General features: G+C 42.1%; 17 protein-coding genes and 1 pseudogene. 8 read left to right on the top strand and 10 right to left on the bottom strand.

What is annotated here, in order from left to right:
- Positions 1-49: 49 nt before the first annotated feature.
- Both uvrC and uvrA read right to left on the bottom strand, forming a co-directional pair.
- Complete coding sequence (gene uvrC / locus AOB57_RS12495; RefSeq protein WP_054297962.1) at positions 50-1,609, bottom strand: excinuclease ABC subunit UvrC; 1,560 nt, start codon at positions 1,607-1,609, stop codon at positions 50-52.
- A 122-nt stretch (positions 1,610-1,731) separates the two neighbouring features.
- A complete protein-coding gene (gene uvrA / locus AOB57_RS12500; RefSeq protein WP_054297961.1) occupies positions 1,732-4,749 on the bottom strand; it encodes an excinuclease ABC subunit UvrA in 3,018 nt (1,005 codons plus the stop codon).
- 951 nt (positions 4,750-5,700) lie between these two features.
- On the opposite strand from uvrA, the gene AOB57_RS12505 reads away from it, so the two are divergent.
- Complete coding sequence (locus AOB57_RS12505) at positions 5,701-6,105, top strand: hypothetical protein (protein ID WP_054297960.1); 405 nt, start codon at positions 5,701-5,703, stop codon at positions 6,103-6,105.
- Between the two features lie 79 nt (positions 6,106-6,184).
- Here AOB57_RS12505 and AOB57_RS12510 read toward each other — a convergent pair whose 3' ends face one another.
- Positions 6,185-7,123 carry a bile acid:sodium symporter family protein gene (locus tag AOB57_RS12510; RefSeq protein WP_226999503.1) on the bottom strand — a complete coding sequence of 313 codons (939 nt, stop codon included), beginning with the start codon at positions 7,121-7,123 and terminating at the stop codon, positions 6,185-6,187.
- 441 nt (positions 7,124-7,564) lie between these two features.
- Between AOB57_RS12510 and AOB57_RS12515 the strand changes: the two genes are divergently transcribed.
- The 5 genes from AOB57_RS12515 (at position 7,565) to AOB57_RS12535 (ending at position 11,191) form a co-directional block, all read left to right on the top strand.
- On the top strand, positions 7,565-7,996 hold the full coding sequence (locus AOB57_RS12515) for a YncE family protein (protein WP_167829622.1): 432 nt from the start codon (positions 7,565-7,567) through the stop codon (positions 7,994-7,996).
- 35 nt (positions 7,997-8,031) lie between these two features.
- Positions 8,032-8,199: a hypothetical protein gene (locus tag AOB57_RS15090; RefSeq protein WP_226999706.1), complete on the top strand. Its 168-nt coding sequence runs from the start codon at positions 8,032-8,034 to the stop codon at positions 8,197-8,199.
- 68 nt (positions 8,200-8,267) lie between these two features.
- Positions 8,268-9,278: a PKD domain-containing protein gene (locus AOB57_RS15095; protein ID WP_449405488.1), complete on the top strand. Its 1,011-nt coding sequence runs from the start codon at positions 8,268-8,270 to the stop codon at positions 9,276-9,278.
- A 493-nt stretch (positions 9,279-9,771) separates the two neighbouring features.
- Positions 9,772-10,497 carry a S4 domain-containing protein gene (locus tag AOB57_RS12530; RefSeq protein ID WP_054297956.1) on the top strand — a complete coding sequence of 242 codons (726 nt, stop codon included), beginning with the start codon at positions 9,772-9,774 and terminating at the stop codon, positions 10,495-10,497.
- A 25-nt stretch (positions 10,498-10,522) separates the two neighbouring features.
- Positions 10,523-11,191, top strand: a complete 669-nt coding sequence (locus tag AOB57_RS12535) for a DUF2119 domain-containing protein (protein ID WP_082384081.1) — start codon at positions 10,523-10,525, stop codon at positions 11,189-11,191.
- A 114-nt stretch (positions 11,192-11,305) separates the two neighbouring features.
- On the opposite strand, the pseudogene AOB57_RS15100 reads toward AOB57_RS12535, so the two are convergent.
- The 5 genes and pseudogenes from AOB57_RS15100 to aspS all read right to left on the bottom strand — a co-directional run.
- Positions 11,306-11,458, bottom strand: a pseudogene (locus AOB57_RS15100) (TPR end-of-group domain-containing protein); the annotation flags it as partial.
- 13 nt (positions 11,459-11,471) lie between these two features.
- The gene (locus tag AOB57_RS12540; protein WP_054297955.1) at positions 11,472-12,386 is read right to left on the bottom strand and encodes a hypothetical protein; all 915 of its coding nucleotides are present in this window, start codon (positions 12,384-12,386) and stop codon (positions 11,472-11,474) included.
- Positions 12,387-12,653: 267 nt separating this feature from the next.
- Complete coding sequence (thsA, locus tag AOB57_RS12545; protein WP_054297954.1) at positions 12,654-14,297, bottom strand: thermosome subunit alpha; 1,644 nt, start codon at positions 14,295-14,297, stop codon at positions 12,654-12,656.
- Positions 14,298-14,704: 407 nt separating this feature from the next.
- On the bottom strand, positions 14,705-15,403 hold the full coding sequence (gene rpiA / locus AOB57_RS12550) for a ribose 5-phosphate isomerase A (RefSeq protein WP_054297953.1): 699 nt from the start codon (positions 15,401-15,403) through the stop codon (positions 14,705-14,707).
- Between the two features lie 108 nt (positions 15,404-15,511).
- Positions 15,512-16,846 carry an aspartate--tRNA(Asn) ligase gene (gene aspS, locus AOB57_RS12555; protein ID WP_054297952.1) on the bottom strand — a complete coding sequence of 445 codons (1,335 nt, stop codon included), beginning with the start codon at positions 16,844-16,846 and terminating at the stop codon, positions 15,512-15,514.
- Positions 16,847-17,380: 534 nt separating this feature from the next.
- Here aspS and AOB57_RS12560 point away from each other — a divergent pair.
- Entirely contained in the window at positions 17,381-18,118 is a 738-nt protein-coding gene (locus AOB57_RS12560) for a metallophosphoesterase family protein (RefSeq protein WP_082384080.1), read from the top strand.
- Positions 18,119-18,380: 262 nt separating this feature from the next.
- Here the strand turns inward: AOB57_RS12560 and AOB57_RS14665 are convergent, their stop codons facing one another.
- Together AOB57_RS14665 and AOB57_RS14670 are read right to left on the bottom strand one after the other, a co-directional pair.
- Complete coding sequence (locus AOB57_RS14665) at positions 18,381-18,536, bottom strand: phosphoribosyltransferase (protein ID WP_226999504.1); 156 nt, start codon at positions 18,534-18,536, stop codon at positions 18,381-18,383.
- Complete coding sequence (locus AOB57_RS14670; protein ID WP_226999505.1) at positions 18,533-18,856, bottom strand: phosphoribosyltransferase; 324 nt, start codon at positions 18,854-18,856, stop codon at positions 18,533-18,535. The genes AOB57_RS14665 and AOB57_RS14670 overlap by 4 nt, the downstream gene beginning before the upstream one ends.
- A gap of 397 nt (positions 18,857-19,253) precedes the next feature.
- On the opposite strand from AOB57_RS14670, the gene AOB57_RS12570 reads away from it, so the two are divergent.
- On the top strand, positions 19,254-20,150 hold the full coding sequence (locus AOB57_RS12570) for a hypothetical protein (RefSeq protein ID WP_054297950.1): 897 nt from the start codon (positions 19,254-19,256) through the stop codon (positions 20,148-20,150).
- The last annotated feature ends 124 nt before the right edge of the window (positions 20,151-20,274 follow it).

The raw sequence follows: 20,274 nt of genomic DNA on the forward strand, positions 1-20,274 counted from the left end.
ACGAGATTCTAAATATATAAATTATATAATAATAACGCAGTTTTAAGAATCAGAAATTTTTAGGAATAAAGGACTTCTGCCTTAGCAAGCGGTTGTAGTTAATTGCAAACCTGTGGGCTTCATCCCGGATTTCCTGGATAAATAGCGAGGCTTTCTCGTCTTTTTTGATTGGAAGTGAAGACTTAAGTCCAGGCACATAGATTTCTTCTTCCCGCTTGGCTATGGAAATAACAGGAATCCGGAGCTTCAATTTCCGGAGCTCCTCAAAAGCTGAGGAAAGCTGACCTTTTCCTCCATCTATGATGATCAGGTCAGGCAGATCGTGTTTGTCCTCAAGCAGGCGGGAGTAACGCCTCCGAACAACCTCGGCAATGGAAGCGAAATCGTCAATTCCCTCAACACTCTCGATCCGGAAACGGCGGTAATTGTGTTTATCGGGTCTGCCTCCACGAAACTGCACCATGGAGCCAACCGTAGCCGTACCTGAGAGATGCGATATATCGAAACATTCTATAACATTCGGAAGTTTTGGAAGGGAGAGTTTACTTTGCAGGGCTTCGAGCTTTTTCCGGTCTCCGAAGAAACCGATCTCAACATTTTTCAGGGCAAGATCGAGAAGTTCCTTTTTCTCTCCCTGCTTTGGAACCGTAACTTTCACCTTAATTCCCTTTACGTGTGAAAGAAAATCTGCAAGCGAGTCATCAAGAGGTTCAGGCAGGATGAGTTCTTCAGGCGGTTCGTTCTCGGAGTAATACTGTACCAGGAATTCTTCCAGGAAATTCTCCCCGAAAGCAAAAACATAGTCCTGTTTGTCCTCAAGAGTGCCTTTGTAAACCTTGAAGAGCATAAGATAAACGGTGTCGTCCCTAACAATATAGCTCAGAATATCCTCGTTATGCTTTTTCTGCCTCTCAACATTCTGTTTTTCCTGGAGATATTCAAGAGCTGCAATTTCGTCCCTGAGAGCCATAGCCTGCTCGAACTGCTGCCTTGATGCCAGTTCTCTCATCTCCTTCTCCATCGACTCTATGAGTTCTCTGATATTGCCTTTCAGGACATAGCTGGCTTTTTTCACTTTTTCGGCATAGTCTTCAGGAGAAATTGCACCTATGCAGGGCCCGCTACATGCTGCCATGTGGTATCTCAGGCAGGCACGCTTTGGCATCTGCTTGCAGGTTCTGAGCTGGAAGGTCTTTCTTACAACCTCAAAAATGTAATCTCTTTCCTTTGCCGATATAAAGGGCCCGAAAGAGATCCCGCTTTCAGTTCTCTTCCTGGAAAGCCTGATCCTTGGAAACTTCTCTTCGGTTAAGTGAATGCAGGCATATCGCTTTGAGTCCTTGAGAGCAATATTGTACCGTGGCCAGTGTTTTTTGATCAGAGTGTTCTCCAGGAGTAAAGCCTCTACTTCCGTATTCGTGACAATGAAATCAAGGCCTCGAGCAGCTTGTACAAGGCTCTCGGTTTTCGGGTCATGGTCTCGTTTCTGGAAGTAGCTGCTCACCCGCTTTTTAAGGTCCTTTGCCTTGCCCACATACAGCACAGTCCCTTCTTCGTTTTTGAAGAGGTAACAGCCAGGCAGGTGAGGAAGAGCTTCCAGGTCAATCATTTTTAAACCTCATATCCAATTTTCTAGCCTTTACACAGAGTTTAAAGTTAATTTAAATTAGTTTTCTTTTAATTGGCTTTAAATCAGCTTTAAATCAGCTTTAAATCGGCCTAATGTCAACTTTAAATTAGCTGTTCTTCAAGCGCTTTTTCGGTTCTGTGTTTGCAGCGCCTGAAACCTCTGGAATTGTCTTCAAGGTCTTCTTCAGAATTTTCTTCAAATCCTTCGGACTCATCATTCAGATCATCTTCAAACTCTTCAAAATCAACCTCAAATGTTTCTCCTTCTTCGAAAATTGCCTCAACAGGCTCTGCTTCTGACATGCTCAGGTATGAGTCTGAGAGCCTGGGTGCAAGGAAGCGTGCAGTATGGCTTCCCTGAACCAGAGCCACTTCCTCTGGGGTTCCTTCGGCAATGATCTCTCCGCCTGCATTCCCGCCTTCGGGGCCAAGGTCGATGATATAGTCTGCGGATTTGATTACGTCTAGGTTGTGCTCGATTACAACCACGGTATTTCCTTTTGCTACAAGCCCATTAAGGACTGCAATTAGTTTCTTGACATCATGGAAGTGGAGCCCTGTTGTGGGTTCGTCAAGGAGGTAAATTGTCCTTCCGGTGCCCTTTTTAGAGAGCTCTCTTGTCAGTTTAATTCTTTGGGCCTCCCCGCCTGAAAGCGTTGTTGAGCTCTGCCCAAGTTTGATGTAACCAAGCCCTACCCTTTTCAGGGTATCGAGTTTGCCTTTGATTGCAGGTATATTCTCGAAATGTTCGGCAGCTTCTTCTACAGTCATATTTAGGACTTCAGCAATCGATTTGCTCTTGTATTTTACTTCGAGGGTTTCCCGGTTGTAGCGCGTACCCTTGCACTCCTCACATTCAATGTATACATCAGGCAGGAAGTTCATCTCTATTTTTATCATCCCGTCTCCCTGGCAGGCTTCGCAGCGCCCTCCTTTTACATTGAAAGAGAAGCGTCCGTTCTTATAGCCCCGGATTTTGGCTTCCTTTGTCTCGGCAAAAGCCTGCCTGATAGCATCAAAGACTTTGGTATAGGTTGCAGGGTTCGAACGGGGAGTCCTGCCTATAGGGCTCTGGTCAATAACGATTACCTTGTCGACCTCAGAATCAAAAATCAGCTCGTCATACTCCCCTGGAGTTACATTTGATTTGTTTATTTTCTTTGCCAGGGCTTTGTACAGTGTATCGTAAATAAGTGTGGATTTTCCAGATCCCGAAACCCCTGTAACCACGGTCAGGACTCCTATCGGGATATTCACATCTATGTCCTTAAGGTTGTTTGCCCTGCACCCTTTAAGCCTGATGAACGAATCACTTTGCCTTCGAAGAGCAGGCGGCTTTATCTGTTTTTCTCCCGAGAGGTACTGGCCTGTCAGGGATTCCTTGTTCAGTTCAATTTCTTCAGGCGTACCTTCGGCTACCACGTAACCTCCGTGAATGCCTGCCCCTGGTCCTATATCGAGTACATAATCCGCAGCCCGGATGGTATCTTCATCGTGTTCTACGACTATAAGGGTATTTCCAAGGTCCCGCAGGGTCTGGAGAGTTTGGATAAGCCTTTCATTGTCCCTCTGATGCAGCCCTATTGAGGGTTCGTCTAGCACATAGAGCACGCCCATGAGGTTTGAACCTATCTGGGTAGCCAGTCGGATTCGCTGTGCTTCTCCGCCTGAGAGAGTGCCTGAGCTACGGGAAAGCGTGAGATAGCCGAGTCCCACGTGCTCAAGGAAGCCAAGCCTGGATCGAATTTCCTTTAAAATCTGCTTTGCTATCTCCCTTTCCTTTTCCGAGAGATCAAGGTTTTCGAAAAATCGGATGCAGTCCAGAATTGAAAGATCGGTTACGTCCACAATGGATTTTCCACCCAGCTTTACTGCAAGCACTTTTTCCTTCAGGCGCCTGCCTTCACATTTCGGGCAGGGCTTGACCTGCATGAATTTCTCAAGTTCCTTGCGCCTGTATTCGGATTTTGTCTGGCTGTACAGCCTCTCAGACTGAGGAATCAGTCCTTCCCATGTTCCTTTATGAGACCAGTGGGCATCTCCGTTCTTCATGCTCATTTCGAACTGCATTCGTTCGTCCGAACCGTACATAAGCACATTGTACTGCTCATCTGTGAGAGCCTCAATTGGGGTAAAAATGTCGAACCCAAAGTGCTTTGCCACAGCTCCCAGATGCTGACTCCGGTAACTGTCCAGGTAATTCCTGTAAAGAGCAACAGCCCCATCCGCAAGACAAAGTTTTTTATTCGGAATAATAAGGTCCGGGTCAAATTCCATCTTGAAGCCGAGCCCGTTACAGGCTTCACAGGCTCCAAAAGGACCGTTGAAGGAGAACATCCTGGGCTGGAGTTCTTCGAAAGCCATTCCGCAGATCGGACATGCCATATTTGAGGAATAAAGGTGGTCTTTTCCTTCCGAATCAACCGCGATTAAAAGCCCGTCTGCCTTCTTGAGGGCGTTTTCACAGGCTTCTACTAGCCTTGAGCGGTCTTCAGAAGGATCTAGCCGATCAATCACAACTTCAATATCATGTTTTTTGTAACGGTCGAGGGTGATCTCATCGTCAGTCCTGTGGATCTCACCGTTTACCCTAATCCGGGAGAATCCTTCGCTATTCAGTTCCCTGAAGAGATGCTGGTAAGTCCCTTTCTTTTGCCGGACCACAGGCGCGAGAATAGTAATCATGCCCTCGCATTCCCTGCTCAGGCTGTCCGCAATCTTTTCGGGGGACTGGGACTCGATTTTTATATTGTGGGTCGGGCAGTAAGGCGTGCCTATCCTTGCGAAAAGCAACCTCAGATAGTCATAAATTTCCGTAACGGTCCCGACCGTACTTCGAGGGTTTTTTGATGTAGTTTTTTGTTCAATGGAAATCGCAGGAGATAATCCCTCTATGCTGTCTACATCCGGCTTGTTCATGAGCCCGAGGAACTGCCGCGCATAAGCCGAGAGTGACTCCACATAGCGCCGCTGCCCTTCGGCATAAATCGTATCAAAAGCAAGAGTAGATTTCCCTGAACCTGAAACTCCTGTAATAACAATGAATTTGTCCCGCGGGAGTTCAACAGTGATATCTTTCAGGTTGTGTTCCCGTGCCCCTTTAATAATAATATTTTTCATTTTTCTTCTCCCGGGTTTTATCCAGTAGAATTGGTTAGATGAGAATTTTAGTGTATGAGAATTTAATGTATGACAGTTTTAAGGTAAGAGTAAAGTCTGAATCAAGTCTGGATTTTACATTGAACTCTAAAAAACCCAGAAATAATATGAATTAATATGAACTTATGATTCTCAGGAACTTTTTGAAAATCTTAAAATTTACGTTTTCTTATCAAGTTATTCATTCAGACAGATAATTCTATGTGTTATTATAAATAATTAGTTATAATTGACTGACATTGATTTTATCCAGATTACACATGACAATTTTCTGATTCATATTCCCATTTTTTTCGATATACACAGCAGAATGAAGACTTGCTATTAATAGAGCAATATAGCAATGTGAATTTTAATAGAGCAATATAGCAATGTGAATATTAATAGAGTAATATAGCAAAGTGAAAGTATTAAGCAATTAACAATCGTTCTTTGAATATATGTTCAGCAAATCGGGATTACCGATAGTGAATTGTATGGTTTCTTATTCTCAATCTTATATCTGTTTGCGTTCAATACTTTCAGTTTTGAATAATGATTTTTTTCTACAAACCAACGTGAATAACCCTGTTAAGCCAGGAACTCATTCTCTAAAAATAACGAGGAAAAACATAGGAAAAAAGCAGGAAGAGCGGGATTCAAGCTTTTACATATAACGGATGGCTAGATTATATCTATTATATAAATAATTATCTGCATTAGAATATTTTAATAGATTTGAGTAAAATTAGTTAAGTGTCTTAATATCAGTATTTACTTATTTCATTAAAAGTATTCTCTTTGAGTACAAACGAGACCCACATGTAAATTGTGAAATAGATTTCTTAGAAAAATATACAAATCTATCCCTTTATCTTTTACGTGGGAAATAGCACTCCGATTGTAGACAAGATTTTTTAACAGAGGCTTTCAATGAAAAAAGTAGGCTTAATAAGTTTATTATTAATCATGCTGCTGATCAGCAGTGGATTTAGCGGCTGTATCGGACAGCAAAAATCAGCAGAAGATAATAATACATCAACCCCTTCTTACAGCGATACCCAGAGCGGTTGCCCCAGTTTATTGTCAATGATGTTCTGGTCGAGTCTCTGGCATAGACACGTAGTACCGAATATCCATGCTGCAAAATCTTACTTAAACCCCGATTCTTCAAAAAGAACAGATATATCTAACCTCAATAAAAATATTGACGCAAAAAATCCGACAGAAACAGCAGAAAAAATAGGTAAGAATTCATTAATTTATGATACCGGAAGCAAATCAAAACCAAAAGTAAAAACAACCACCCCACGGATCAGGCGAGGCGGAAGACGTTAACCATTATCTTAATCTTTTTGTGAGGTCCATAGCTTTTTACCTCAATTCTTTTACTTAAATCTTCTTTTCCCAGCGCTTCTCATTTATTATCAGCAGCCTGTGCACTTTGTTTTGACCAGTGTCCAGCCAGGAGAGCACCTGACAGGTTGTGCCAGATGCTAAAAATCGCGCCTGGAAGTGCGGCTGCTGCCGTGAAATGCTTTATAGCAAGTGCGACACTCAGGCCGGAGTTCTGCATCCCTACCTCGATTGCAATAGTCCGGGCTTCGATCTCACTTAATTTCAGGGCTTTTGAAATCCAGTAGCCACCAGCAAGGCCAAGCCCATTGTGCAGGATCACCGCGAGCAGGACCAAGGGGCCGCTCTGCTCTAGGTTTGCACTATTTGTCCCTATGATTATGGCGACAATGATTACTATAGCTGCGGCTGAAATTGCCGGAAAAACTTCCCTGACCATGCTTATTCGTTTCTCAAAGAAATAGTTGATTGCAAGCCCTAGCACTACAGGCACGATTACCATATTTACAACACTGACCAGCATGCCTGTGACATCGACCTCTACAGTCTGACCTATAAAAATCCAGGTAAGGAAAGGAGTTGCAAGAAAAGCAAGCAACGTGGAGACCGACGTAAGGACTATTGAAAGAGCCACATCAGCCTTTGCTAAATAAGAAATCAAATTCGAAGCCGTGCCGCCTGGGCAGCACCCAAGCACAATCACACCAATCGCCAGGTCGGGAGGCAACTTCAAAACCGTGCAGACTATCCAGGCTGCAAAAGGCATAACAGTGTACTGCATTAAAGTGCCCAGGAGAACTACTGACGGCTTCTTCAATACTGCAAGGAAACTGTTCACCGAGAGGGTAACTCCCATCCCTAGCATAATAAGGCTCAGAATAGGCACAATAAGCCCCTGGTGGGGAGCAAAGTATTCAGGATAAGCGTATGCAACAGCAGACAAAAGTACTGCCCATAGGGGGAACAATGAGGTAAATTTTTTAAGGATCTCTTGATACACTATCTCACCAGGTTTGCAGGATAAAACGGCTTGCCCGAAGTATCTGGCAGAAAGTAAATCAATAAATTTCAGTAAATGAATACACAAAGGTTTGCACATTATAAACATGACTTTATTCTTTTGAAATGCCAGAAGAACTCAGAATAAATACTAGAATAAAGAATTCAATATGAGTGTTATTATATAAATAATAAGATTATTCAAAAATATATTCTTTTTTCTACGATAAATAATAAAATTGTAATTAATTTTGAAATACAGTTTTTATATTTTTATAAAAATGGGATTTTTAGAGAAACTTTTAAATTTTTTGTGAACTGATATTTATTAAAATTTTTGTTTTCATTATTGATATTGAGAAAAGAAGAAGGTGAGACATTAAAAGCCAAGACAAGATGTTCGATATTCTTTGGTTTAGCAGCTCATTTTTTATTGCTGGTTTTGATTTTATCTACAACATCAGTTGCTTCAGCAAATAATTCTTCGACTATATGGCAGTGTGAGTATCAAAATTCTTCAATCATAGGACCGGATGCATATCAGAATTCCTCGGCTACAGGACCATATGCATATATTACTAATTCCGACACCGCTACTGTTCATATAATTGACACAGCAACAGATACTGTTATAGATACTGTGGATATAGAAACATCTCCCATCACATATGAACGGCATGTAGAAGAACCTTTTGGAGTTGCTATTACGCCTGATGGAACAAAGGTGTATGTGACACATTCAGGCAGTATGGCACATATGAATAGCAATGTTTCTGTAATTGACACGGCGACAAATAATCTTACAGCAATAGTTAGTGTAAGAGGCAATCCGAAGGGGTTGCAGTCAGTCCAGATGGAACAAAGGCATATGTAGCGAGCAGTTATGGAACTCGTGGATTTGTCTCTGTAATTGATACAGCCACAGATATCGTTAAAACCACGGTAAAAGTAGGTAAGGATCCTCAGGGAGTTACAGTTACTCCGGATGGAAAAGAGGTATACGTGGCGAATAGTGGAAGCGATACTGTCTCTGTAATTGACACCTCCAGAGATAAGCTTAAAAAACAGTATCTGTAAAAGAGAGATGCAAGTGTACATACGCTCCTAATGGAGTTACAGTCACCCCAGATGGATCGAAAGTGTATGTGACAAACTATCAGAGCAACACAGTGTCTGTAATCGATACAGCCAAAAAAACCGTTATAGCTACCGTACCTGTTGGGGCCGATCCTTTTGGAGTTACAGTTGCGAGAGCAAAGGTATATGTGGCAAACTCCCAGAGTGACACTATCTCTGTAATTGATATATCCTCAAATAAGGTTATAGCCACTGTGAATGTAGGATGTAGCCCTAAGGAAATTGCAGCTACCCCGGATGGATCGAAAGTGTATGTGACAAACTATCAGGGCAACACAGTGTCTGTAATTGATACAACCACAGACACTGTTATAGCCAATGTCAATGCGGGAAGTTACCCATGTTCCTTCGGGCAGTTTATAGGTCCTGTCCTAGTAGAGCAAGTGCTGCCTGTAGCAAACTTCAGCAGCAATGTCACAGAGGGTTATGCTCCTCTATCGGTACAGTTTATAGATCTGTCAGAAAATGCGACTTCTGTAAATTGGGACTTTGGAGATGGAGTTAATTCTACCGAGCAAAATCCAGTGCATACTTATTCTGCAGCAGGAAACTATACTGTTAATCTAACTGCAGTTAATGAGAACGGCACAGATTCAATGGTTGCAACCATAACAGTTCTGGAAAAACCTGTTAGCCATTGGGATTTTTCCCCTAAGAAGCCTGTTTCCGGGGATGTACTCAATATAAAAGGGAGTGCTTTTCCGGGAGAGAAGGTCGATGTATTTGTAAATTTCGAGACGACTGTTCCTGTCTCAAAAGGAAAATTTGAATATACTATTGATGAAATAAAAATCCCTGAGGGCCTTAACAACTTCTTTACGGTGGAAGCCGAAGGAGCCAAAAACCTCAATGTGAGGGTAAAAAAGGTTATCTGGGTAACAAAAAGCTCAGAGGCTTCAGGGGATACTGCAATAGTATCTCAGTCAAACGTTCCTCCTGGAACCTATAAAATAAAAATCGATGGAAATGCTGAGAAAAGGGTCCCAAAGGTTAATTTGAATATTACGGCTTCTCAGTAGGTAAAAGTTGATTCGAATGGGGACTTCAATTACTTCTATGATACAACAGCTGTCCCCCCTGGGAATTTTAAGATAGATGTGGGAGGCATCAAGAAAGAAATAACCATTAAACCTAAGAAAGTAATATAATCTGCACAGGAGTTTCCGGTGGCGAATTTTAGCAGCACCGTTGGGGATCTTGTTTCCCTGATGTTTAGTTTACAAGCAAGCATGGGCAGTTCCACCAACTGCCCATCTCCTTTTTTTACTAAACTCAATGTACACGCCCTGCTTTGTGACCTCGTTTATGACTGAACTCATGATGTCAGGTCTATTCCAGTTTTCAGGAAGGGCTATTTTTGAGAAATTCGAGCTTAAATTGGCTCAGCAGATGAACTATGATAAGATTCTGAAATTTAATATGCTTTTGAATCAACCAACAATAAGAAATGCTTTCTCTAGTTTGCTATACACCGACTTGCTATATATACAGGCTCTGCCGATACAATGCCCCATGAGACTGGATGCATACCTTGTGGATATGGGCCATTTCAAATCAAGGGGGAGAGCCAAAGCTGCTATCGTTGCCGGAAATGTTAAGGTTAACGGAACGGTGGTAACAAAGGTCTCCAGAGACGTTTCTACCGAGGATGTTATTGAGGTTGCCGAGGGGCTGGATCAGCCTCAGGGGTATTTCAAGCTCAAATTTATTCAGGAGGAAAGCGGGATTCTTAAACCCGGGGACAGGGTGCTTGATCTTGGGTCCAGTGCAGGTGGATTTCTCCTTTTTGCTTCGGAAATTGCAGGCAATGTGAAAGGCATTGAGTTCAGCAGGGATTTCAGGAGTGAGCTTGGGAAAATCGCACACGAGAGGGAAAATGTCGAGGTGACATTCGGAGATGTTTTCACTATACCGCTGAACTTACTCTCAGAAGAACCTGTAGATGTTATCCTCTCAGATATGACCCTTGAACCTGAAGATTCAGTCAAGGCTCTTTCGAGAGTGCTGCCTCTGCTGAGACCCGGAGGAAAGCTGCTCCAGGTTATCAAAATCCCAAGGCGAAAAAATCCAAAACCCATCCTCAGTAAAATAGAGAATCTCGGGCTTGAAATTCAGCAGGTCATCAATTCCGAAAAACAGGAGATCTATGTAGTCGCAAGAAAGCCTCTACTCGAAGAAGAAAAGCTGTCTGAAGAAAAAAAGCTGTCTGAAGAAGGAGAAAACAAGCTTTCCGAATAAAAGGAATACAGAGGTACTAGAACTAATGGCTGCTAATGGAATAGAGGGTTCAGAAGATCCCTTTCCTGCAAAGCGAGAATACACAAAAATGCCAAACTCGCACCCGGATGCCGGAATTAGAATTTACGGCAGCGGAAAGCCAGTCCGGCTCTTTGTCGCGGGTCTGCACGGGAACGAGTGGAAAGATACAACTGAACTCTTGGAGAATATAAAGCCTCCAAAGACCGGTACTCTTGCCTTAATTCCAGTTGTAAACTGTGGAAAGTACGTCTCAACCCTGACCTCGGGTTATTATACAGGACCCGGAAAGAAAATCCTCAAGGCTATTGAAGAACTGAAACCCGAGATCTATCTTGAACTTCACTCATATTCCAGCCAGAACCTTGAAAAGCTTGCTGGAAAAAACAGGCTTGAACTTATAGGGGTGCCTGCCTACAGCATTCTGAAAGACGGCGTGCTTCTTGGCTCGGTTTCTCCATGGATCAGGAGGAAGTACTTCCCAAAAGAAGCCCTCTGTCTCTCTCTTGAATTACAGAAAGGAAGTATTGAGTCGAAAAAATTTACAGCACGTATGCTTGAAATCCTGAAGGAAATTCAATCAAGAGATGAGTTTATAGAATTTATGAAAAAAGAATTTCCTGCACAGGCTAAAAAGGCAATTGAGGATTACAGGCAGTTTTACGGGGAAATTTGAGCTGGCTTTGAAAATACTTAAACAAAGGTGAATTAGCTCCTTAAAAAGATATACAAGCTATTATCAACTATTTATCAATCCATTTTATCTTTTTTTTACATTCAGTAATACTAATTAATTATTGTTACTTACTAGTTTTTTGAACTCTTCATCTGTCCATAATTCTTCAAAATCACTATCGTTTCTTGCGATTTCTTTGTACGATGAGTTAAGCTCAATTGCGTACTTTAAATCAGACATTGCTTGCTCCTTGTCATTGATAAGTGAAAAAACACATGCACTATCCTACGTTATTCCAAGCAAGTGAATAATTGCAATCAATTTCAATAGTTTTATAATAGTATACTAAGCTCTCATTTAGCAGACTTTCATTAATCAGGAATTTATTAGGTACGCTTCCATCAAATTTACTCATCTCAAAATAACAGCTCCCAATATAAAATAAAATAGTTTTTTCATTTTCATGATTTACAATGTGTTTAAACATTTTAATTGCAGATGCATATTGAGATTTTCTATAGTATTCGAATGCAAGAGCTGTATATACGGCAGAGGATACGTTTTCCTCTACTGATTCAAGCCGAATTGATTTGTCAGAATATAAGATTGGAATTGCTTTTTTACTACTATTAACATCCAGGAATAAAGGTGTTGTAGAAGATGTATTTGTGGATATTATATAAAATTCTGTAATGGTTTCACCTGTTACAACCCTATGATCCCCTCCATAAATAACAAGATGGGCTCCAGTTTTTTTCCCTTTCTGTACTGCGTCTTTATCATCAGTTATTGGAGGTGAATCCAGAATTATAGCGTTTATTGTGTTCCCCTCAACTTTTTCAATCTCGTCCTTAATTTTACCTGGAGTATACATATCTACTGAGTAACCTTGGGGACTAACTGCATAAAAAGGTGAGATTGCAACTATAAATCGGTCTTCTGGAGGCTCAGGAAAGAAAAAGCTTTCGTGTACAAAAAAAATGGCAGCTAAAAAGGCGGTCGATATTATAATTAAGATCAGACCAACAGTGATTTGTTTAAAATGTAAATCTAAAAAATTATTGACCTTATTTTTATTCTGCGTATAATAAAACTTGGCTAAAAAAATATATATCATTATAATAAAAATTGCAAGTAAGTTATATGGAAAGGGAAGTGAATTAACTAACTGTATAAAGAAGTCCTCAGGAGTCACACTAACTTCTCCATTAATAAGCTTATACCCCTCTGTTTTTCCTGAAGTCCAATGGATATATTAATTTAGCACTATATTTATTTATGCAAATATATAATAATCATTCAGAAAGTAAAAAGGGGTTTAAGGATAAGCTCGAACAAAGTAGAACAATAAGAGACATGTAAAAGAACAAAAGAGAATTAAAATAAGAAGGCTGCTGAATGGGATCTGCAGCTTTCCTTCTTGAAATTTTCTGAGTACTTCCAGTATTTATCTAACTTGTCTTTACCTGCGCATGTTAAGCTGCGGGGCTGCCATACCGTCGTAGGTACTTGCCCTGTGTTCGGGTTTGACTTCAGGCATGTCAGAGCGCTGGGCTCGGAGCATATCATCAACACGCAGTACCATTTCTGCGGCTTCTGAACCAGCTTTGACAGCGTTGACCTTAACCCTTAGAGGATCAATTATGCCTTTTTCGAGCATATCCTCGGCAACGCCTGTATTGACGTTCAGGCCTGCGTTTTTGTTTTCGGCGTGCTTTGCCCTGAGGTTTACTATTGTGTTGATAGTATCCAGGCCTGCGTTTCTGGCAATTGTCCTGGGGATTTCTTCAAGAGCGTCGGCAAAAGCCTTTATTGCCATCTGTTCCCGCCCACCAATGCTGGGGGCATATGCGCGAATCCCGAGTGCAACTTCGACCTCAGATGCACCGCCGCCTGCAACGACCTTGCCATCTTCTACCGCACATTTCACTACCCAGAGGGCGTCATCAATTGCGCGTTCAAGGTTATCAACTACATGCTCGGTAGCACCCCTGATGACAATCGATACAGATTTTGCACCCTTGCAGTCCCTGAGGTAGGTTTTACCCTGGTCGCCATCCCTGACCTGTTCAAGAAGCCCTGCGTGACCAAGTTCTTTTTCGGTCAGTTCCTTGATGTTGCGGACAGGTCTTCCGCCTGTAGCATCTACAAGGTGCTGCATATCCTCATTCTTAACCCTGCGGGTTGCATAAATCCCCCGGTTTTGTAGATAGGCTGCGATCTTGTCATCCATGCCCTTGGAACAGAAAACCGCATTTGCGCCTGCCCGAATAATGTAGTCTGCCATTTCGAATAGAGATGCTTCTTCCTGCTTTACGAAATTCTCAATATCGCTATACGCGCCGATCTGAAGTTTTGCTTTGTTTGCGGTCTTGGCAATTTCCATTGGTGCATCGATGAGGGCAATCCTTGGATTCTCTATTTTCAGAGGGAATTCCCTGTCCAGAGCAACCTTATCTATTACAATGCCTTCGACGAACTCGGTTTCTTCAATTTTGCCGCCGACATCTTTTGTAATAATGATGTCTTTAAGGTCGATTATTCCTCTCTCGCGAATAGCGAGTGCGGCATCCACACAGAGTTCCGCAATCATACTTTTATATTTTTCAGATGCTTTCCCCGTAATAGAGGTTCTGGCAACCTCTACAAGCAAGTCCTTTTCGTTCTCATCAACTGAGATCGCCAGGTTCTCAAAAAGCTCGATAGCTTTCTCGGCTGCAAGCCTGTACCCCTTGATAACAACTGTCGGGTGGACCCCACTCTCAATAAGGTTTTCTGCCTTTTCCAGCAGACTGCCTGTGAGCACGACAGCACTTGTAGTCCCATCACCGGCCGAGCTTTCAAGTGATTCGGCAACTTCCACCACCATTTTGGCTGCCGGATGCTCAATGGACATATCATGTAAAATAGTTGCACCATCGTTTGTAATTGTTATATCCCCGATGGGATTGATAAGCATCTTGTCCATTCCTCTCGGTCCGAGTGTACTCCTGACTATACTGGCCACTGCCTTTGCAGCCGCAATATTCGTGCTGAGCGCTTCTTTTCCCTTTGTTCGCTCTTTTCTAGGATCTACTATTATGATTGGCTGGCCACTTTTTTCCATCTGAACCAAAACCTCCTTAAAATGAATGAAATATAAGTGTCGAAGATATTTACCCAATATCTTGATATTGTCCTGGCTTACAGTCACTATTAGCCCAATATCAGTCTGAAAATGTAATTTAATCAGTTGCCTTATCTGAAGTAGTATTATTTGATCACAAAATTACTGATAATACTTCTATAAAAACATACCGGGTGTGTGTCAATTCTTGAGGGTAAAACTTTATTTTCGCATAAGATTCCGGAGATGAAGCCCTAAAGGCAGTCATCTGCTGTTCTTATTCTTCGAGGGATTTTTATTGAAGCTAAAGAAAGCTTACTCCTGGGCTATATTTAACTGAATCTTATCTTGCTCGTGACAATTTTGAACTACTTCCAGACTATTATTTCCTGAATCCCAGATCACTATTATCTCCTGACTATCTCCACTGATTCATCTTTTCTTCCGATATAGAGTTCATCCACATTGGAAAATATCCCATGCTCAACAACTCCAGGAATTGAAGATAGCTGGAGGGCAAGGTTTTCAGGATCGTTTATTACACCGAAATCAGCATCAAGTACAAAGTTTCCATTATCGGTTATCACGGGTCCGTCTTTTCTTAAAGCAGACCTCAGCTTGGGTTTTCCTCCCAGTTCCTTTATCTTCTTAACCACAAGGGTCTTTGCAAAAGGTAAAACCTCTATAGGTACGGCTTTATCAAGCTGCGTACTTATTTTTGACTCATCGGCTACGACCACGAAACGTTTTGAAGAAGATGATACTATTTTTTCCCGGGTGTGAGCAGCTCCCCCACCCTTGATTGCGTAAAGCCTGGAATCGATCTGATCTACCCCGTCAATAGCAATATCCAGTTCCGGATGCTGGGCAAGGGTTGCTAGAGGGATGCCAGCTTCTATAGCAAGCATTTCAGACTGATATGAGGTGACAACACCCAGAATTTCAAGCTCCTCTTCCCTGATCCTCCTGCCAAGTTCTTTTATAGTATACGCAACTGTCGAGCCTGTTCCAAGCCCCACTACCATTCCCGATTCTACCATCCAGGAAGCAGCAACACCGGCTGCACGTTTTTCCGGGGAATCGGTGGACATGTTTCTTTCTGTCATATATATTTCCTTCCGGCTCAAGTCTTGAAAAAAGATAATAAGATTATTAAACTGGAGATTAACTGGAGACTAAACTGAAATTGTTTAAACACCAAAAATAAGGGAATTTCAGGGAGAAAGTCTTCTTCTATCCCTGGGGAAGAGTACGGTATCCCTGATATTGTCTGTCCCGAGCATGGTCATGATAAACCTTTCACAGCCCATACCCCAGCCTGCATGTGGAGGCATTCCGTATTCGAAAGCCTTCAGGTAGAATTCGAAACCGTCAGGATTCAGGCCCTGTGATTCTATCCGGCTCTTAAGCAGGTCAGGGATATGGATACGCTGGGCTCCCGAAGACAGTTCCATTGTTCGGTGCATCATGTCAAAAGACTTGCTGTACTCCGACCTGTCTTCATAAGGCATGGCATAGAATGGTTTAATCTCAGTTGGCCAGTCAATAATGAAATAGTGTGATTCCTCTGTGGTTTCGTAGACATAATCACCCACAACATGCTCTCCGAGCGTGCTGAGATCATCTCCCCACTGCATTTTCTCTTCCGAGCGGGCATTTATAATCTCGATTACTTCATCATAGGTAAGCTTGAGGAAAGGAGTTTTCGGAACTTTCAGTTCAACCTCAAGTGTCTCAAGGGAGGACTTGCACTTCTCAATGACCTGAGTGTAAACATAAGTTACGAGGTTCTCGAGAATTTCCATTACATCGAAATGATCTGCGAAACTGACCTCGATATCGATAGAAGTAGCCTCGTTCAGGTGCCTGCGAGTATCATGTTCTTCTGCCCTGAAAATGGGGCCGATCTCAAAGACCCTATCAAGACCGCCGCTCATAAGAATTTGCTTGAAGAGCTGGGGACTTTGATTCAAAAAAGCTTCCCTGTCAAAGTAGGTAATAGGGAAAAGTGCTGTACCACCCTCAGTTGCAGTCGCTACGACCTTGGGAGTTGCGGTCTCTATAAATCCGTTTTCTACAAAGTATTTCCTGATTGCCTGGAGAGCCAGGTGCCTTATCTTGAAGATTGCAGCTGTTTCGGCCCTTCTTAGGTCGATAAATCTTGAATCCAGCCTGGTATCAAGTTCAGCCTCCACCTTGCCTGTAGTGTCCATCGGCAGGGGAGAATCTGCAACATTCAGGACAGTGATCTCATCAGGAAGCAGCTCATATCCATTTGGAGCCTTCTCTTCAAATTTAACGGAGCCAGTTACTGAAATCACTGATTCGCGGACAAGCCTTCTTGCAGCGGCAAACAGTTCTTTATCAACTTTCTTCTTTACAAGGGTGACCTGAGCCTTTCCTTCCCGGTCTCGAAGCACTACAAAACAGATCCCTCCGAGGTCTCTAACCTCGTGGACCCATCCTGCCAGGGTGATTTTTTGACCGTTATCAACCTTTTCAGGCTTGATATCGGCTGTATAATGTGTTCTGAGTTTTGCTAATGACATAAATTCACCTTAATTGGGGGTAAATTAAATGAAAAAGTAAGGATAACGCTGAAACGTAGGTGAATAGTCCTAACTCATTATTAATTTATTTGTTGCCCGAACCCCGTCTCGCCCGAGTCCCGTCTGGGGAGGACGGTCAAAGCTCTGCTCTAAAACTATACACTGGGCTGTCTGTTTCACTTGCTTCGCTCGTTCAAGCGAAAACCTTTTCAAAAAAGGTTTTATCGAAAACGAAGTAACAGGACAGACTCGCCGCGCGTCGGAAGGGAAAAAATAGGCTGAGGTTTGCTATATAAAGATTTGGCTTGCAATGCTATACAATTTATAAATATTCTCTACTAATAAATGTGAAGTACATATTTATAGCATCTTCACAAGTTTTGTAATATAAGTCTTCTTTTTTAACGAATTATAATTAGATATTTGTAAATATGTAAATTTGACAGATAACTATATATAATGCTACAGAATTCCAGTGCTCGAATGTAATTAATTTGATATATTTGAAATTAATAAAAAGAGGAAGTAAAAATTATACAGATTGTACACCTTTCGGATATTCACTATTCAGATGCGTATTTTGTCCCAGAAATTGCAGATTCTATGGTTGACAGTATAAACCGGCTGGGACCTGATTTCATTGTAATTACAGGCGACCTGACTGAAAATGGATTTTCTGCGGAATATAATGGAGTAAAGCAATTCATTGACAGGATTGAATGCGAAAATAAAATCCTTGTCCCTGGTAACCATGATTCGAAGAACGCAGGGTACCTTCACTTTGAGGATCTTTTTAAGGATCGGTTCTTTTCACGGAGCTTCAGAAACGTTACTGTCGTAGGAGCGGACTCTTCACAGCCTGACCTTGACGAAGGGCACATCGGTAGGGAAAACTACGGCTGGATCAAGGAGGCTTTTACAGGCAAAGACTTCAAGGTTTTTGCCCTGCACCATCATCTCGTGCCCATACCTCTTGCAGGCAGGGAAAATACCGTCCTTGTAGATGCAGGAGACATTCTCGAACTTCTGAATCGGTGCAAGGTTAATCTTGTCCTCTGCGGGCACTGCCACATACCCTGGGTCTGGAATCTCAATAACATGCTCGTGGTAAACGCAGGCACGTTCTGTTCTTCCAAAACAAGGGGAAAGACCACTCAGTGTTATAACCTGATCCAAGCTGACAGCGAGAGTTCAGACGAAGACTGGAAAGTCAGGGTATCCAGAGTTTTCTCAAAGGGAGATCTGGAACTGGTCACTGAAACGGTAATGTAACTGTACATCTGCCGCTTACAGGTATAATCAATCTCTTGAGACCCGCCATGCAGGGGGTTCTCCTCTAATTTTTTTGATTTCCCTCCTCTCGGTTAGATCATCCAGAATTTCAATGAGTTCTGTTTTTTTGATTTCCAGACTGTACCTGCGCCTAAACTCATTAATGATTTGAGAGAGGTCAAGGGCTCTGTCTTGGATGATTTTTTCTGCAAACCCTGCAAAGTCCTCATATCTTGCCCAGGGGTAAATGATCCAGCGCCATTTAATGATTTTTTTGAGCGTAAAAATCAGGTGTGAAAGCTGAGCAGGTTTTATGCTGGAGAACTGCAGTCATGACATTTGTAGGCTTCAGGCTCAGAGCGTAACTTACTGCAAGGTTGAGAGTCTCGCCAGTATCGGTTACATCATCGACAATCAAGATTTTTTTCCGGTTATATCCACAGGAATAGGGAATTTTATCCTTACCTCTTCCAGCATGTTTGCAGCTCGTGTGTAATGCTCGATCTTCATTGAGGTTAGATCATCAAAAAGCAAAAAATCGGAAATCAGCCTTCCGGGAACATAACCTCCTCTCCCTATGGCTACAATCAGGTCAGGCTTATAACCTGAAGCTTTGATTTTTCGCGCAAGAATTTTTGAGAGCCGCAGGACTTCATTAAAGCTTATAAGCTCACACCTGAATGAATCATTTTCTGCCTGGCATCGGGATTGCTGAGCCTGCATTTTCTTTTCCTGCATCGGATAAATCGCCTTCTGCTACCTGTCTCTTAGCCTGCAAGTATACCATATGGCGTATACTTGATAAAAGAAGATAACATCTTTTCCTAATGAATTTATCGGCTTAATCTAATAATTTATCAGTTTAATCTAGTAATTTATCAGTTTAATCTAATGAATTTATTAATTTTATCTAACGAATTATCGATTCAATGGCTTATTAATCCGTCTGAAAGCTTACGTTGTTACCTGAAAATATTTGAGTCAAGGGAGACATAAATTAAGAGTGCATGAAATAATTGTAAAAAAATAGATGGTGTGGGCATTGAAGAGGCTAAAGAATTTTGATGACTACATATTGTGCTTTTTTAGCAGTCTCATATAGTGAAAAGTAGCCCCCGAAAAGGAGTCCTATGCGATGTTCTCAAAAGATGAAGACAGGATGGTAAGTTTAGGGTTTAGTTCGGTTAATGAAGGGTTTGAAGAAGGTGTGAGCCAAGCTCTTAATGTTCTGACCGAAATCGGCACAGGTTATTTGAATGAAGGAAAGGAGCAGGAAGCTGAAAAAACGGTAGCTTCCATAAAGGAGATAGGAAAAGCTGCCGCCCTTAAGGGAATGGAAGAAGCTGCAATCAGCGCTATCCGCAGCCTCGAGAGGCTGCTACAATGCTCCATGGAGCAGAATATGCACGGCACAACGGTTCGGGTGCTGCTTTCATTTGGAGCTATAGGAAAAATAGCTGCCGAACAGCAGATGGAAATGGTAGCCAGGCTCGCAGCCTCAGTGCTGGGGAAGAGCGGGAATACAGCAGCTCTTCTTAACCGGGAACGAGAAACCATAGCAGTAGCGATAGGTCTTGGAGAAATCGGAAAAGCGGTTGCCAAGATAGAGTTTCCTGATATTTCTGAAAATACTGCAATATGCATCTCATGCCTTGGGGATATTGGAAAACTTACGGCTCAAAAGCGCCTTGAAGAAGCTGCTGTGGGAGTAGAGCTTATGCTTCAGGAAATGGCTGCTGCAGCCATGCAAGAAAATCTTCAGAATACAGTAAGAAGGATAGCAAGCTCTATTGAAGATATTGGAAAAAATGCTGAAGAGGAAAATATGGAAAGTGCGGTTCTCCAGGCAGCTTCAGCCCTCCAGACCATTGTGAGCAATACGGAAAGCAAGTATCTGAACGACACATCAATTGCAGCCAAGCTTGCCCTTGAATCTTTCAATGAGCTTAATATAATAAACGGTGAAGCAAACATAAAAAAGATAGAAGCAATAAGGGAAATGATGAGGACGCTCTGGATGGATTTGAAATAAAAAAATCCTTATACCTGTAAATAAATGCCTGTAATAAATGCCTGTAAATAAAAAATTTCGGATATGAAACCTGTTTAAAACGCCTGCAGGCTTGAAGAACCTGAGAGTGGGAAAGTAAAAACCT

Source organism: Methanosarcina flavescens (genome assembly GCF_001304615.2).
GTDB lineage: Archaea > Halobacteriota > Methanosarcinia > Methanosarcinales > Methanosarcinaceae > Methanosarcina > Methanosarcina flavescens.